Origin of the sequence: Ochrobactrum sp. XJ1 (genome assembly GCF_024701725.1) — a bacterium.
GTDB classification, from domain to species: domain Bacteria; phylum Pseudomonadota; class Alphaproteobacteria; order Rhizobiales; family Rhizobiaceae; genus Brucella; species Brucella anthropi.
The window spans coordinates 1-15,516 of the sequence record NZ_VDGD01000019.1; the positions used below are offsets into that span (position 1 = coordinate 1).

Below are 15,516 nucleotides of genomic sequence, written 5' to 3' on the forward strand. Positions count from 1 at the left end.
AATTTGATCCCGACCGCGACCTAAGAATCTCATCCAGATTGTCGCAAGCGTCTCATCCTGATTGTCGCGCTATAGCTCAGGAGTAAAAACAGGCCCAATTTTCCGTACATGATCGAAACCTCACTTCTGATGGTTACACGAATGTTTCAATTGCTGGGGGGCTAGGCTGGCGGTGTTTCAGCGCGCCGCCAGTGTGATGGAAAGTACCGCTTGCTGATGCTGCGCTATGAGCGCCGAGGGTGTTTCTTCCACATGGTCAATGGCAGCACAGGCCCGACGAATGGCGCTGGCGGTTTCTTCGCTGACGCCAACCAACGGCAGCCGTACATCTGGCGAGAAACCGCGCCGATGGTGCAAGGCGTACTTCACCGGAACGGGATTGATATCCTGTTCCATGGCAGTCAGAAGAGGCTTCAATTTGAAGCCGAGCGTTCTGGCAGCGCAGGCATCGGCTCGCTTACAGGCTTCGTAAAGTTCGACAGTGGTTGCTGGAAGCACATTCGATATGACTGAAATCATTCCGTCTCCCCCCTCAAGATTGAAGGAAACGGCGGTCGCGTCATGTCCTGATAGTTGTATCAGCCGATCGTCTATACGACGAACGATGCGTTTGGGCCGGTCGAGTTCACCAGTCGCGTCCTTGATACCAATGACGGTCGGGAGTTCACTCAGCCGTTCGATAGTTTCCAGAGAAAGATCGACGCCGGTTCGCTTCGGGACATTATAAAGGATGATTGGTATCTGAACATTGCGAGCCACGGCTTCGAAGTGGCGATACAAGCCTTCCTGAGACGGACAGTTATAGTATGGCGTCACAATCAGGGCGGCGTCAGCACCGCAGGCAGCTGCAGCGCTCGTCAATGCAATTGTCGATACAGTATCGTTGGTGCCTGTTCCTGCAACAATGGGTACACGTCCTGCAGAGACGTCAACACAGGTTTTGATGAGGCTGATCTTTTCCGCCGTATTGAGAGTTGGGGCCTCCCCGGTCGTGCCACAGGGAGAAAGAGCATGGATGCCTTCTCCAATCTGCCACTCCACCAACTCGGCGAAAGCCTTGTGCGCCACTTCTCCGTTTTCAAATGGGGTAACAAGAGCGGTTGTTACTCCGCGCAATCTGGTTCTGAGTTCGTCATAAGCCATTGTTCTGGATCTCCGTTACCCGAACCTTCGACCGCAAACGAACCTCGCATATGTCGCAGAAGCCATTCAGAACGCAGTCTTGCCGGGCGTGAACAAGCTATGAGTCCCGGCGTATAAATTCGAGATCGGGAACAGACCCGGAGTATTAGAAAGTCGTATATTGCCTCAGGGCATGATGTGACCGCGCTGGCCGTTATAGCGACTAACGTTTTTATTCTCAGGTCCTTGCCCGCTCAGACAGAGGAGTATCCGCAAAAAAGCCGGGCACTGGGCCCGGCTTCCAATAACTCTCTTTGCCTGCCGCTTATTCAGCAGCCTCTGAACTGCGCTTGGGGCGGCGTTCCAGCAGTTCCTTGAGGAAGTGGCCGGTGTAGGAGCGTTTCTCCTGCACGATGTCTTCCGGACGGCCCACGGCAACAATCTCGCCGCCGCCATCGCCACCTTCCGGTCCAAGGTCGATCACCCAGTCGGCAGTCTTGATGACTTCAAGATTATGCTCGATCACTACGACCGTGTTGCCCTGTTCGACCAGCTCGTGCAGCACTTCCAAAAGTTTCGCCACATCGTGGAAGTGCAGGCCGGTTGTCGGTTCGTCCAGAATATAGAGCGTGCGGCCCGTTGCGCGGCGTGACAGTTCCTTGGCAAGCTTCACACGCTGCGCTTCACCACCCGAAAGCGTCGTCGCCTGCTGGCCGACCTTAATATAGCCGAGACCCACCTTGACGAGCGTTTCCATCTTGTCGCGAACGGCAGGCACAGCTGAGAAAAACTCCGCGCCTTCCTCGACTGTCATATCCAGCACATCGGCGATGGACTTGCCCTTGAACAGGACTTCCAGCGTTTCGCGGTTGTAGCGTTTGCCGTGACAGACATCACAAGTCACATAGACATCCGGCAGGAAGTGCATCTCGATCTTGATGACGCCATCGCCCTGGCAAGCCTCGCAGCGTCCGCCCTTCACATTGAACGAGAAGCGCCCCGCCTGATAACCGCGCGCCTTGGCTTCCGGCAGACCCGCAAACCAGTCGCGGATCGGCGTGAAGGCGCCGGTATAGGTTGCCGGGTTGGAACGAGGCGTACGACCAATCGGCGACTGGTCGATATCGATCACCTTGTCGAGGAATTCCAGCCCCTCAATACGATCATGCTCCGCCGGATGCTCACGTGAACCCATGATGCGGCGCGAAGCGGCCTTGAACAGGGTTTCAATCAGAAAGGTGGACTTGCCGCCGCCTGAAACGCCGGTGACAGCGGTAAAGGTTCCAAGCGGAATATCCGCCGAGACATTTTTCAGATTGTTGCCGCGCGCGCCGACGACCTTGATGCGCTTGGACTTTGAAATCTTGCGGCGTTCCGCAGGAACGGCAACTTCCATCGCGCCTGACAGATATTTGCCGGTCAGCGAGTTCGCATTGGACATCACGTCCTGCGGCGACCCTTGAGCGATGATCTTGCCGCCATGGACACCTGCCGCAGGGCCGATATCGACCACATAGTCGGCAGTCAGGATCGCATCTTCGTCATGTTCGACCACGATGACCGTGTTGCCGAGATCGCGCAGATGGCGCAGCGTGTCGAGGAGACGCGCATTATCACGCTGATGCAGGCCGATGGATGGTTCATCCAGTACGTAAAGCACGCCGGTCAGGCCAGAGCCGATCTGCGAGGCAAGACGGATACGCTGGCTTTCACCGCCCGACAGCGTGCCGGAATTGCGCGCCAGCGTCAGATAGTCGAGGCCGACATCGTTGAGGAACTGCAGGCGCTCTCGGATTTCCTTGAGGATGCGGGCGGCAATCTCGCGCTGCTTGTCGTTAAAGCTGCTATCGATGTCGCGGAACCAGGCGTCGGCCTTGCGGATCGACATTTCCGTGATCTCGCCGACATGCTTCATGCCCACCTTGACCGCAAGCGCTTCCGGCTTCAGGCGGTAGCCGTTACAGGAAGGGCAGGGAGTCGAGGCCATGAAGCGCTCAATATCTTCGCGCGACCAGGCGGAATCGGTTTCCTTCCAGCGGCGTTCCAGATTGGGGATCACGCCCTCAAAAGGCTTCGTCGTCTGGTAGGAACGCAGGCCGTCATCATACTGGAAGGTGATTTCCTTGCCCTTGGTGCCATAGAGAATGGCCTGCTGGGCTTCTTCCGAAAGATCAACCCAGCGCGCACCGATCTTGAAGCCATAGGCTTTGCCAAGCGCTTCCAGCGTCTGATTGTAATAGGGCGACGAAGACCGCGCCCATGGGGCAATCGCGCCGTCCTTCAACACTGCCGTTTCGTCGGGAACGATCAGGTTCGGATCAATGGCCTGCTGCGTGCCGAGACCATCACAGGTTGGGCAGGCGCCGAACGGGTTGTTGAACGAGAACAGGCGCGGCTCGATTTCTGGAATGGTGAAACCGGAAACCGGGCAGGCAAACTTTTCCGAAAACAGAATGCGCTCATGCGTTTCGTTGGCCGACTTGTTGGCAGCACCACCTTCAGCCGTTTCTTCAGGTGGCAGCGGCTTGTCAGCAAACTCGGCGACGGCCAGACCTTCGGCAAGCTTGAGGCAGGTTTCAAGACTGTCGGCGAGGCGGGTCGACAGGTCAGGCCGCACCACGACACGGTCGACTACGACATCGATGTCGTGCTTGTACTTCTTGTCCAGCGCCGGAACATCGGCGATTTCATAGAAGGTACCGTCCACCTTGACGCGCTGAAAGCCCTTCTTCTGAAGCTCTGCCAGCTCCTTCTTGTACTCGCCCTTGCGGCCACGAACGATGGGCGCGAGGATATAAAGGCGCGTGCCTTCTTCCAGCGCCATGACCCGATCAACCATCTGACTGACGGTCTGGCTCTCGATGGGAAGGCCGGTTGCAGGCGAATAGGGTACGCCTACGCGCGCAAAGAGCAGGCGCATATAGTCGTAGATTTCGGTGACGGTGCCGACCGTCGAACGCGGATTGCGGCTCGTCGTCTTCTGCTCGATGGAAATGGCAGGAGAGAGGCCGTCGATCTGGTCGACATCCGGCTTCTGCATCATTTCGAGGAACTGGCGCGCATAGGCCGAAAGACTTTCGACATAACGGCGCTGGCCTTCCGCATAGATCGTATCAAAGGCAAGCGAGGATTTGCCCGAGCCGGAAAGCCCCGTCATCACGATCAGCTTGTCGCGAGGCAGATCGAGATCGACATTTTTCAGATTGTGTTCGCGCGCGCCACGTATGGAAATGAATTTCTGATCGCTCATTCCGCGTCCTGCCTGCTCATGATGCCATGGATAACGGGCGCCGAATGGTAAAACACGTCGCGCCGGTGTCTAATATGGGGTGAAACCCTCCAATAAGAAGGGGGCTCCGGTCATTCATCGGTGCACTCTTATCATTAGAACAAATATCGAACAACCAGCCTTCTGATAGGCGATACGAAATGTGAACGCAAGAGCGTTGACTGTCACTCCTGACAGGAGCAGACTACCCTTACTCGCTGATAGCGGAGAGGTGCCGCGGTGGGATGACACGGCATCGGCAAGAGGTCCGCAGGAGGCGGGGAGACCCAGTAGGGAGGTAAAGGAGCATGAGTCCACCTGACTACAGTGCCTAGCTTTCACAGAGATGAAAGCACAATCCGTTTCGGTTGCGGCAGCATCTTTTCGCAAGGAATGATGCCTCGTTGATCGAAAGTGTGATTGCCGACAATTTGAATTTGCGCGGAATGCAAATGGCCGTGCGCCTTTGTGATCCGAAAAGACCTGCCGACGAATTAATGTCGACACATGAGCATTGCTCAAACCCCAAGCCCTGCGCGCCAAAGATACAGTGAGCGGCAGGGCTTTTCCTTGGAAGCTGATCCCGTTTGCCAAGCGCAGGCAGCTATTGCTTTATGAAGGTTGTCGGCAAGGCTGTTTTGAAATTAAGGCAGATGCAGTTTCAGCCCCTGAAATGAGGCAAACTGCATTATCAGCGCGGTAAACGGTGCAGAAACCCACTGAAATTTATGGCGAACGCAAGGCTTTTTAATGTCGGAAGGTTGCATTTTGAACAAAACAAGAACATAAACTCTGTGGACATTGAAGAATTCACCGGCCCGGATTGAGCGCGCTTTGAGCCAGTCCTGTAAGGTGAACATATGAGTTTCTGGTGATGGCGCATTGTTGCGCCTGATCTTTCATTTGAAAAGTGCCTCTTGTCCGCGCGAAGCAGTGCGGAAAGAGTGTGCATGCAAGACCCGGAGTAATTTTCGATGGCTGGTAGTGTCAATAAAGTCATTCTGGTCGGCAATCTTGGTGCCGATCCGGAAATTCGTCGTCTGAATTCCGGCGACGTGGTTGCCAATCTGCGCATTGCAACGTCGGAAAGCTGGCGCGATCGCCAGAGCGGCGAACGCAAGGACCGCACCGAATGGCACAGCGTTGTCATCTTCAATGAGAACCTCGCCAAAGTGGCTGAACAGTATCTGAAGAAGGGCGCCAAGGTTTACATCGAAGGCGCGCTCCAGACCCGCAAGTGGCAGGATCAGAACGGCAATGACCGTTATTCAACGGAAGTTGTGCTGCAAAAGTTCCGTGGTGAATTGCAGATGCTTGATAGCCGTGGTGAAGGCGGCGGTGAAGGCCGTTCGTTCGGCGGCGGTGGCGGCAACCGTAACCAGATGTCTGATTATTCCGGTGGCGGCGGTGATTTCGGCTCGTCCGGCCCATCCAATCAGGGTGGCAGCAGCGGTGGCTTCTCGCGCGATCTGGACGACGAAATTCCGTTCTGAGAACGAATATAATCCAGTTTATAAGTGAATTACGATAAGGCGCTGTTTTACAGCGCCTTTTCTATTGGATCACACTTCCGATTCTCTAGGAAAAATGATGTCTGATCGCGAGCTCGTCAGCGCGACTTGCCCTCAGATTTAACCTGCTCACCGTCCTCTTTGGTGAATGATGCGACGGGGTTTTCCAGAAGCGGCAGAACCAGCTCAGAGGGACGGCAAAGCCTGGTGCCGCGCGGCGTTTCGACGATGGGCCGGTTGATCAGAATCGGATGAGCCATCATGAAATCGATCAGCTCGTCATCAGTCCATTTCGGATCGGACAGCCCGAGTTCGGTATAGGGTGTGCCTTTCTCGCGCAGTAGTTCGCGTGGTGTCATGTTCATTGCTGCCAGCAAACCGAGCAGACGTTCCCGCGTGGGTGGATTCTGCACATATTCGATGATGACGGGCTCTTCGCCACTGGCACGGATCATTGCCAGCGTGTTGCGCGAGGTGCCGCATTTCGGATTATGAAAAATGGTAATGTTCATCGGGATTCCCTGTCTGCATTGAAAGCACCATACGTGGTTGGCACCAGCACGATTCAGTTCATGTCGTTCATCTGCGGGTCACCGGGATACGTGTCGATAGAAAACTCCATATTATCCGCTGAAAACCGTGTCAGCGAATACTGGATCGGCACTCCATTGGTGTTCACATTGATTGCCTTGGCCGTCAGTACAATAGCGCCGGGCGAAAGCTTCAAATGTTTCAGATCATCCGAATCCGCATGGCGGGCGGATATGATTGTCGATTTACGGAAGTAATCGGCAATACCTGCTTTTCGGAAAGCCACGGTGATGGAACCGCTTTCCGCATAATCCTCGGCAATTTCCGGAAATTGTTCGGCACTGATCCAGAGCGTTGCGCGCGACACAGGGCGTCCGTCAGCGCTGTGCAAGGTTTCGAGCCGCAGGACCGGTGAACCAGGCTCGATCTCTAGCGCCTCGGCTATATCCGGAGAGGCAGGCGCTGTGCCGGAAGCGAGCAGCGCGCCCTTCATGTCGCGCACCTGCGAAGCGAGCGATTGCGAAATGCGGGTGCGACGTCCGATCTGGTAGGTGAGGCGCTTTGCATTGGCAACGAAGGTGCCGCGCCCTTGCTCGGCACGCAGTACGCCCTCCTGCGTCAGCGCGGCGATGGCGCTGCGCACCGTATGGCGATTGACTCCAAACCTGTCGGCAAGTTCCATCTCGGCGGGCATACGCGCACCGGACTGAAGCCTGCCAGCCCTGATCTCACCGCGTATCTCGTCGGCAATCTGCCTCCAGATCGCCACGCCGCTGTTTCTCTCAATTCGTCTGGTCTTTGTCATCAACTGTCATCGTCCTGTCATTGGCAGGGTGTATTCATTCTGGTATTGTATAGTTGTCTATATAACTAGACAATTTGAGAGATGAAGTCAACGGGAGCGCATCCCGAAAAACATGAAACGGTTTTCGGACAAGATGCGCCTCAAAACAAACTCCAGAGCATTGATCTGATGCAATCAGGTCAAAGCGCGCTCTGGAACTAACAGGGCAGGGAAGCTCATGTACGGTACGGAGCAAAGTGCGAAGGGAGGCGGAGCCGGTTCCGCCACTGAAAGCGGAACGGTGCCGGATGCAGTGCCAGATTCAGTTCAAGCCGCACGGCAGGCAAGCATGGCAGTTCTTGCACGTGCAAGCGGCGAAGAGCTGCAAGCTTTCTGGCAGGCATGGTCCAACAAGCCGGAATTTGAAGTTCTGCGCGGACCGGAAACCGGTCTCGTAATGCTGCGTGGCCGCATTGGCGGCGGCGGCGCACCCTTCAATGTCGGCGAGGCAACGGTGACGCGCGCTACGGTGCGGCTCTCCGACGGATCGGTCGGCCACTCTTATGCGCTCGGTCGCGATCAGGAAAAGGCGCGGCTTGCCGCTGTCTTTGATGCATTGTGGCTCAATGAAGGCCATCGCGATGCCGTGGAGGCACAAGTGCTGAATGTCTTGCGCAAGCGGCTGGACGATGCCGACGTCAAGCTGCGCGGCGAAGCCGCCGCTACCAAGGTCGATTTCTTCACAATGGTCCGGGGAGACAATTGATGCTTCCTTTTTCTCTCGAAAACAGCACTTCCTCTGCGTTTGAAGGTGGCTTTGACGATCCGGTGACGGATGCGCAGTCGGCTTTTCATGCCGTCATGCACGCCATGGCTAATCCCGGTCGCATTTATCCATTGGCGCGCACAGCCACGCCACCGCAGCCGCTGACGCCTGAACTGGGCGTTATTGCAGCAACCCTGCTCGATCACGATGCAACTGTCTGGTGCGATGCAGCGATAGCAGCTGATGAAAGCGCAACCGCCTGGCTTACTTTCCACACGGGCGCACCGCGTGTCGAAAGTGCGGATGCCGCACAATTCGCTCTGGCCAGCAATGTTTCGCTGCTGCCGTCTCTGGCAGGGTTTTCGCAGGGTGATGCCGAATTTCCCGACCGTTCGACAACCGTTGTTCTCGCTGTTGCGTCGCTGACAAGCGGACAGGGCTTTGTGCTGAAAGGCCCCGGTATTGATGGCGAACGTGCACTTCAGGTTGATGGCCTGCCGCAGGATTTCATCCAGCAATGGCGTGAGAACGGCGCACAATACCCGCTCGGCGTTGATCTTGTTCTGGTCAGCGACGGCGCTGTTGCAGCGCTTCCCCGCACAACCCGCGTTTCCGCTCTGGAGGGCTGAAAATGTATGTTGCCGTAAAGGGTGGCGAAACGGCCATCCATAATGCACACCGTCTTCTCGATGATCGTCGTCGCGGCGATCGTTCGGTTCCGGCTCTGCGTCTCGACCAGATTGCCGAACAGCTGGCGCTGGCGGTTGATCGCGTCATGGCCGAAGGTTCGCTCTATGACCGCGAACTGGCGGCACTTGCTGTGCGCCAGTCGCGCGGCGATCTGATCGAAGCGATCTTTCTGGTGCGCGCCTACCGCACCACCTTGCCGCGTTTTGGCTATTCGCGGCCGATGGAAACCGCTGAAATGCTGATCGAACGCCGCATTTCTGCGACCTACAAGGATTTGCCGGGCGGTCAGCTTTTGGGACCGACCTTCGATTACACGCACCGTCTGCTCGACCCAGATCTGGCCGGTGATGTTGCCGTTCCGGAACCCGAAATGCGGGAAGCCGTGAAGGAAGAGACGCCGCGTGTAACCGATATTCTTGGCGCGGTCGGCATGATTGAGGATGATGGTTCCCTGCCGGAAGGTCACGAACCGGGCGACCTGACCCGCGAACCGTGGACATTCCCGATGGAGCGCGATCTGCGCCTTCAGGCATTGGCACGCGGTGATGAAGGTTTCCTGCTGGCACTCGGCTATTCCACCCAGCGCGGCTATGGCAATAACCATCCTTTCGTCGGCGAAATCCGCATTGGCGAAGTGGATGTCGAGTTCGACGTGCCCGAACTTGGTTTTGCCGTCTCGCTCGGCCGCGTGCAGCTGACCGAATGCCAGATGGTCAACCAGTTCAAGGGATCGGCCAAGCAGCCGCCGCAATTCACGCGCGGCTACGGTCTGGTGTTCGGCCAGAGCGAACGCAAGGCCATGTCCATGTCGCTCTGCGACCGTGCGCTGCGCGTGCGGGAATTCGATGCGGATGTGACGGCACCTGCCGAGGACGAGGAATTCGTCATCTCGCATTCCGACAATGTGCAGGCGACGGGTTTCGTCGAGCATCTGAAACTGCCGCATTACGTGGATTTCCAGGCAGAACTCGACCTCATCCGCCGCATGCGTGCGGAATATGACCAAGCGCACAATGAGACTGAAGGCGTAACGAAGGAGGCCGCAGAATGAGCGATCTGGCCAATTATAACTTCGCCTATCTGGACGAACAGACCAAGCGGATGATCCGCCGCGCCATCCTGAAGGCCATCGCAATACCGGGCTATCAGGTGCCTTTTGCCAGCCGTGAAATGCCGATGCCTTATGGCTGGGGCACCGGCGGCGTGCAGGTGACGGCTGCCATTCTGGGGCCGGATGATGTGCTGAAGGTCATCGATCAGGGTGCCGATGACACGACCAATGCCGTTTCCATCCGCGCCTTCTTCCAGAAGACTGCCGATGTCGCTGTAACAACCCATACGGGCGAGGCGACCATCATCCAGACCCGCCACCGTATCCCGGAATATCCGCTGACAGAGGGGCAGGTGATTGTCTATCAGGTACCGATCCCCGAGCCACTGCGTTTTCTGGAGCCACGCGAAACCGAAACCCGCAAGATGCACGCGCTCGCTGAATATGGCCTCATGCATGTTAAGCTTTATGAAGACATTGCGCGTCACGGTCATATCGCCAAGACCTACGATTATCCGGTGATGATCGAAGGCCGCTATGTGATGGCGCCTTCGCCGACGCCGAAATTCGACAATCCGAAAATGCATATGTCTCCGGCATTGCAGCTGTTCGGTGCCGGTCGCGAAAAGCGCATCTATGCCGTCCCGCCCTATACGCAGGTGGTCAGCCTCGATTTCGAGGATCATCCGTTCGAAGTGCAAAAGTTCAAGGAACCCTGTGCGCTGTGCGGTGCCAAGGGTGTCTATCTGGATGAAGTCGTGCTCGATGATCGCGGCGGCTCGATGTTCGTCTGCTCCGACACTGATTTTTGCGAAGACCGTCAGGCCAACGGCCATTTCGGTCATCTGGCTGCAAACAAGGAGGCCGCGGCCAAGGAGACCGTAAAATGAACAGCGAACCCCTGCTGAGAGTAAACAGCCTGTCGAAGTTTTACGGCAATCGCCGTGGCTGTGCAGACATTTCCTTCAATCTGTGGCCAGGCGAAGTGCTGGCCATCGTCGGCGAATCCGGTTCGGGCAAGACGACGCTCCTGAACAGTCTGGCAACCCGTCTGGAGCCGACTTCCGGCACCGTCGAATACCGGATGCGTGACGGTGAATTCCGCGATCTCTACAAAATTGGCGAAGCGGAACGCCGTTTCCTGATGCGGACCGACTGGGGTTTTGTGCATCAGAACCCGGCAGACGGATTGCGCATGACGGTTTCGGCTGGCGCCAATGTCGGTGAACGTCTGATGGCTGTTGGTGAACGTCATTACGGTAATATCCGCTCGACGGCCACCGAATGGCTCGGTCGTGTCGAAATCGCTTCTGACCGTATCGACGATCAGCCGCGCGCCTTCTCTGGCGGCATGCGCCAGCGCTTGCAGATTGCCCGCAATCTGGTGACCGCTCCGCGACTGGTTTTCATGGATGAACCGACCGGCGGTCTTGATGTGTCTGTGCAGGCGCGTCTTCTCGATCTGTTGCGCGGCCTCGTCAGCGATCTTGGTCTGTCGGTGATCATCGTTACTCACGATCTTGCCGTAGCCCGGCTTCTGTCCCATCGCATCATGGTCATGAAAGACGGCCATATTGTCGAACAGGGCCTGACCGACCGCGTTCTGGATGACCCGCAAGCGCCTTATACGCAGCTGCTCGTGTCGTCTATTCTGCAGGTTTAGTAAATTAAAACAGATGTTTGCAGCGTGTTGTTCGTAAATTAGCGAAACTTCATGCGTGAGGTGAGAAATGACACAAGTTAGAACATCCTCTCCGCTGGCGGTGTCGGGTCTGGCGAAGACGTTCACGATGCACTTGCAGGGTGGCATTCAGTTGCCAGTCGTAAGTAACGTGGACTTCAATCTCGAAGCAGGTGAATGCGCCGTGCTTGGCGGACCTTCCGGTGCCGGTAAAAGCTCCATTCTCAAGATGGTCTATGGCAATTATGCCGTGAATGCAGGTTCGATCCTCATTCGTCACGAAGACCGTATGGTGGATCTGGCAACAGCCGATCCACGTGAAGTGCTGGCGGTACGGCGCGATACGATTGGCTATGTCAGCCAGTTTCTGCGCACATTGCCGCGCGTCGCGGCAATTGATGTAGTTGCCGAGCCTCTGGTTGCGCGTGGCGTCGATCGCGAAGTGGCGCTGAACCGCGCTCGCGAGCTTCTGTCACAGCTCAATCTGCCAGAAAGGCTTTGGGCCTTGCCGCCTGCGACTTTCTCGGGTGGCGAACAGCAGCGCGTGAACATCGCGCGCGGTTTCATCACGGATCATCCGGTGTTGCTGCTTGATGAGCCGACCGCCTCACTCGATGCGAAGAACCGTGCGGTCGTGGTTGATCTCATCAAGACCAAGAAGGAGCAGGGCGTCGCCATGCTAGGCATCTTCCACGATGAAGATGTGCGTACGGAGGTTGCGGACCGGATTATCGACGTGACAGCTTTCTCTCCGAGGGCCGCCGCATGACCAAGCTATCGGTAGAACCGCTGGTGCATGAAACCGCCATCGTCAGCGGTTGCACAATCGGTCGCTACACAGAGATAGGCGAGCGCAGCCGCGTTTCGGAGACTGTGCTCGATGACTATTCCTATCTCGGTGTCGATTGTGAAATCTGGTGTGCGGAAATCGGCAAGTTTTCCAATATCGCCAGCCATGTGCGCATCAACGCCACCAACCATCCGACATGGCGTCCGACGCTGCATCATTTCACCTACCGTGCCGGTGATTACTGGCCGGAAGAAAAGGATGAGACGGAGTTTTTCGAGTGGCGTCGCGGCAATGCCGTGAAAATCGGTCACGACACATGGCTCGGCCATGGCTCCACCATTTTGCCGGGTGTGACGGTTGGCAATGGTGCGGTTGTCGGGGCCGGAGCAGTGGTGAGCAAGGACGTGGCACCCTATACGATTGTGGGCGGTGTGCCTGCGCGTCTCATTCGCGAACGTTTCGATGCCGCGACCGGCAATCGTCTGGATCGGCTGGCCTGGTGGCACTGGAGCCATGATCGTCTGCATGAGGCGCTCGATGATTTCCGTGCGCTCGATATCGAAGCTTTCCTCTCAAAATATGAAACGGCCGCCAACACAAATGCGGTCATGAAAGAGCTATCCAATGGCTAATGAAATCGTTCTGAAAAATGCGCAGATCGTGCTCGCTGACGAGATTGTTTCCGGTTCTATCCTGATCCGTGACGGCAAAATTGCAGCCATCGATCAGGGCTATGCCAATGGCGGCGATGACATGGATGGCGATTATGTCATTCCGGGCCTCATCGAGCTGCACACCGACCAGCTCGAAAGCCATTACGCGCCGCGTCCGAAAGTGCGCTGGAATGTCGACGCTGCGGTTCAGGCCCATGATGCGCAGGTTGCAGCATCGGGCATCACGACGGTTTTCGATGCGATGCGTGTCGGCTCCGACTATGACCGCGACTTCGTTGGTAAGGATATGCGGATGCTTGCGGATGCCATTGAAAGCGGTGTTCGCGAAAATCGCCTGCGTGCAGACCACTTTCTGCATCTGCGCTGCGAAGTGTCATCTGCGGATTGCCTTGAAACATTCGAGCTTTTTGCGGGCGATGACCGCGTCAAACTCGCTTCGCTGATGGATCATGCGCCGGGACAGCGTCAATTCGTTGATCTTGAGACCTATCGCACTTATTACATGCGCAAGATGAAGCTCACGGATGAGGAGTTCCGGGTGCATTGTGAGAAGCGCATGGCGGATTCGGACGCCTATTCGGCCAATCATCGCCGCGCCATTGCCGAAATGGCTGCGACACGTGGCATCGTTCTGGCCAGCCATGACGATGCGACCAGTGAGCATGTCGATGAATCGCTCGACCATGGCGTGCGGATTGCCGAGTTTCCGACCACGATGGAAGCGGCCAATGCTTCGAAAGGCGCAGGCCTCTCGATCCTGATGGGCGCGCCGAACATCGTTCGCGGTGGCTCGCACTCCGGCAATATCGCCGCACGCGATCTCGTCGATAATGGCAGCCTCGACATCCTGTCTTCGGACTATATTCCGTTCAGCCTCATTCAGTCGGCTTTCGGCCTTGCTTCGGGCGAACGTCCGATTGCGCTGCCACAGGCTGTCCGCCTCGTGACCAAGAATCCTGCCGACGCCATGGCCATGGATGATCGCGGCGAAATCGCCATCGGCAAGCGCGCCGATCTCGTTCGCGTGCGCCCGAAAGGTGCAATCCCGGTTGTCCGCACGGTCTGGCGCGAAGGTGATCGGGTGCTTTGATGCAGATGCAATCCGATATGCCGAAAGGCCGTTTCGTCGCCGTCGTCGGCCCCAGCGGGGCCGGCAAGGATACGATCATGGATGCAGCGCGTGTGGCTCTTGCGGGCGACACGCGTTTTCATTTTGTGCGCCGCATCATCACCCGCCCGCAAATGCCGGGCACGGAAGATCATGACAGTCTGGATGAAGCATCTTTTGCAACAGCTGCAGGCGAGGGAGCCTTCGCCCTGCACTGGCAGGCACATGGCCTGAGCTATGGATTGCCGAAATCGCTTGAGGATGAAATCGCTGAGGGCACGGTGGTGATCGCCAACGTTTCACGGCGAGTGCTTGGCGATATTCGCAGGCTCTACAAATCACGTTCTGTGGTCGTGATAACAGCCCGACCGGACGTTCTGGCAGAACGGCTTGCGTCGCGTGGTCGTGAAAGCCGGGAAGAAATCACCGCGCGGCTTGCGCGTGAAGTGAGCTTCGATGACGATGCCGGAGATGTTGTCACAATAGACAATTCAGGTGATGTCAATGCATCCACAGAGACCTTCCTTCGTCATTTGAAGGAAATAACTGTTAAAACAATTGCTTAGGTGAAATCCCTATAGCGGTGTGTAAATTTACACAAACGTCATTATGCTTTCATTGCAGTGTCATGGAAGCAATTCAAAGTGAGCATGAATGGAGACGAATTCATGCTTCAACTGAACAACATAACGCGCCGCTATAATGACAAGGTGGCGGTTTCGGGCGTGGACCTCGAAATCGAGCCGGGCACGTTTGTGGGAATTATCGGGCGCTCAGGCGCAGGCAAGTCGACGCTTCTGCGTATGATCAATCGCCTTGTCGAGCCGTCCGAGGGAACAATTCACTGGGATGGTCGTGATGTTACGGGCCTTAAAGGCTCGGGATTGCGTGACTGGCGCGCGCAATGTGCGATGATTTTCCAGCATTTCAATCTGGTTGATCGTCTTGATGTTCTGACCAATGTTCTGATGGGGCGTCTCAACTATGTTTCGACGCCCAAGTCGCTCCTGCGTATCTGGAGCGACGAAGAACGCCTGATCGCGCTTTCCGCTCTGCAGCAGTTCGATATTGCGCATCTTGCGGCGCACCGCGCCGATGAACTTTCGGGTGGCCAGCAACAGCGCGTGGCGATTGCCCGCGCGCTCGTGCAGCAGCCACGCATTATTCTTGCCGACGAGCCTATTGCATCGCTCGATCCGCGCAACACCCGCAGCGTCATGGACGCCCTGCGCCGCATCAATCGCGAATATGGCATCACGGTCCTCTGCAATCTACACTCGCTCGATATTGCGCGCAGCTATTGCGACCGCCTCGTCGGCATGTCTGCCGGCAAGATCGTATTCCGTGGCACACCGTCGATGCTGACAGATATGGCATCACGCGACCTATACGGCATGGAAGCCGCTGACGTCATCGACGCCGATGAACAGGCTGAAACAATGCCAATGCCAGTTCCGCAGTCGGCTGAAGCCGTTCTGCGCCAGCTTTCCGCCTGAGCGCATAAAGCTCCGGAAAAAAAAACACGCTCCAAACTCAGGAT

The 15,516-nt window shown here is 56.6% G+C and carries 15 protein-coding genes; 11 read left to right on the forward strand and 4 right to left on the reverse strand.

From position 1 onward, the window contains the following. Positions 1-177 precede the first annotated feature (177 nt). Positions 178-1,143, reverse strand: coding sequence for a 4-hydroxy-tetrahydrodipicolinate synthase (gene dapA, locus FG152_RS23960; RefSeq protein WP_498988808.1), 966 nt, complete (start codon positions 1,141-1,143; stop codon positions 178-180). Positions 1,144-1,447: 304 nt separating this feature from the next. Next, the gene (gene uvrA / locus FG152_RS23965) at positions 1,448-4,372 is read right to left on the reverse strand and encodes an excinuclease ABC subunit UvrA (protein WP_010660138.1); all 2,925 of its coding nucleotides are present in this window, start codon (positions 4,370-4,372) and stop codon (positions 1,448-1,450) included. Positions 4,373-5,364: 992 nt separating this feature from the next. On the opposite strand from uvrA, the gene ssb reads away from it, so the two are divergent. Further along, entirely contained in the window at positions 5,365-5,883 is a 519-nt protein-coding gene (gene ssb, locus FG152_RS23970; protein WP_029924876.1) for a single-stranded DNA-binding protein, read from the forward strand. 116 nt (positions 5,884-5,999) lie between these two features. Here ssb and arsC read toward each other — a convergent pair whose 3' ends face one another. Together arsC and phnF are read right to left on the reverse strand one after the other, a co-directional pair. Next, entirely contained in the window at positions 6,000-6,413 is a 414-nt protein-coding gene (arsC, locus tag FG152_RS23975; protein WP_029924874.1) for an arsenate reductase (glutaredoxin), read from the reverse strand. 53 nt (positions 6,414-6,466) lie between these two features. Then, a complete protein-coding gene (gene phnF / locus FG152_RS23980) occupies positions 6,467-7,240 on the reverse strand; it encodes a phosphonate metabolism transcriptional regulator PhnF (RefSeq protein ID WP_197027388.1) in 774 nt (257 codons plus the stop codon). Between the two features lie 214 nt (positions 7,241-7,454). On the opposite strand from phnF, the gene phnG reads away from it, so the two are divergent. From phnG to phnC, 10 genes are all read left to right on the forward strand, one after another. Beyond that, positions 7,455-7,982, forward strand: a complete 528-nt coding sequence (phnG, locus tag FG152_RS23985; RefSeq protein WP_081861770.1) for a phosphonate C-P lyase system protein PhnG — start codon at positions 7,455-7,457, stop codon at positions 7,980-7,982. Continuing rightward, positions 7,982-8,611 carry a phosphonate C-P lyase system protein PhnH gene (phnH, locus tag FG152_RS23990; RefSeq protein ID WP_029924869.1) on the forward strand — a complete coding sequence of 210 codons (630 nt, stop codon included), beginning with the start codon at positions 7,982-7,984 and terminating at the stop codon, positions 8,609-8,611. Before phnG ends, phnH begins: the two co-directional genes overlap by 1 nt. 2 nt (positions 8,612-8,613) lie before the next feature. Then, on the forward strand, positions 8,614-9,723 hold the full coding sequence (locus FG152_RS23995; protein ID WP_010660131.1) for a carbon-phosphorus lyase complex subunit: 1,110 nt from the start codon (positions 8,614-8,616) through the stop codon (positions 9,721-9,723). Then, complete coding sequence (locus tag FG152_RS24000) at positions 9,720-10,613, forward strand: alpha-D-ribose 1-methylphosphonate 5-phosphate C-P-lyase PhnJ (RefSeq protein WP_012092082.1); 894 nt, start codon at positions 9,720-9,722, stop codon at positions 10,611-10,613. The genes FG152_RS23995 and FG152_RS24000 overlap by 4 nt, the downstream gene beginning before the upstream one ends. Next, positions 10,610-11,386 carry a phosphonate C-P lyase system protein PhnK gene (gene phnK, locus FG152_RS24005; protein ID WP_010660129.1) on the forward strand — a complete coding sequence of 259 codons (777 nt, stop codon included), beginning with the start codon at positions 10,610-10,612 and terminating at the stop codon, positions 11,384-11,386. The genes FG152_RS24000 and phnK overlap by 4 nt, the downstream gene beginning before the upstream one ends. A gap of 67 nt (positions 11,387-11,453) precedes the next feature. Then, entirely contained in the window at positions 11,454-12,173 is a 720-nt protein-coding gene (phnL, locus tag FG152_RS24010; protein ID WP_012092081.1) for a phosphonate C-P lyase system protein PhnL, read from the forward strand. Beyond that, positions 12,170-12,826, forward strand: a complete 657-nt coding sequence (locus FG152_RS24015) for a DapH/DapD/GlmU-related protein (protein ID WP_029924867.1) — start codon at positions 12,170-12,172, stop codon at positions 12,824-12,826. The genes phnL and FG152_RS24015 overlap by 4 nt, the downstream gene beginning before the upstream one ends. Then, positions 12,819-13,958: an alpha-D-ribose 1-methylphosphonate 5-triphosphate diphosphatase gene (locus FG152_RS24020; protein ID WP_454502787.1), complete on the forward strand. Its 1,140-nt coding sequence runs from the start codon at positions 12,819-12,821 to the stop codon at positions 13,956-13,958. Before FG152_RS24015 ends, FG152_RS24020 begins: the two co-directional genes overlap by 8 nt. Positions 13,959-13,963: 5 nt before the next feature. Then, positions 13,964-14,542: a phosphonate metabolism protein/1,5-bisphosphokinase (PRPP-forming) PhnN gene (gene phnN, locus FG152_RS24025; protein ID WP_498988842.1), complete on the forward strand. Its 579-nt coding sequence runs from the start codon at positions 13,964-13,966 to the stop codon at positions 14,540-14,542. A 102-nt stretch (positions 14,543-14,644) separates the two neighbouring features. Further along, positions 14,645-15,472 (forward strand): phosphonate ABC transporter ATP-binding protein, encoded by an 828-nt coding sequence (phnC, locus tag FG152_RS24030; RefSeq protein ID WP_012092077.1) that lies wholly within the window; start codon positions 14,645-14,647, stop codon positions 15,470-15,472. The last annotated feature ends 44 nt before the right edge of the window (positions 15,473-15,516 follow it).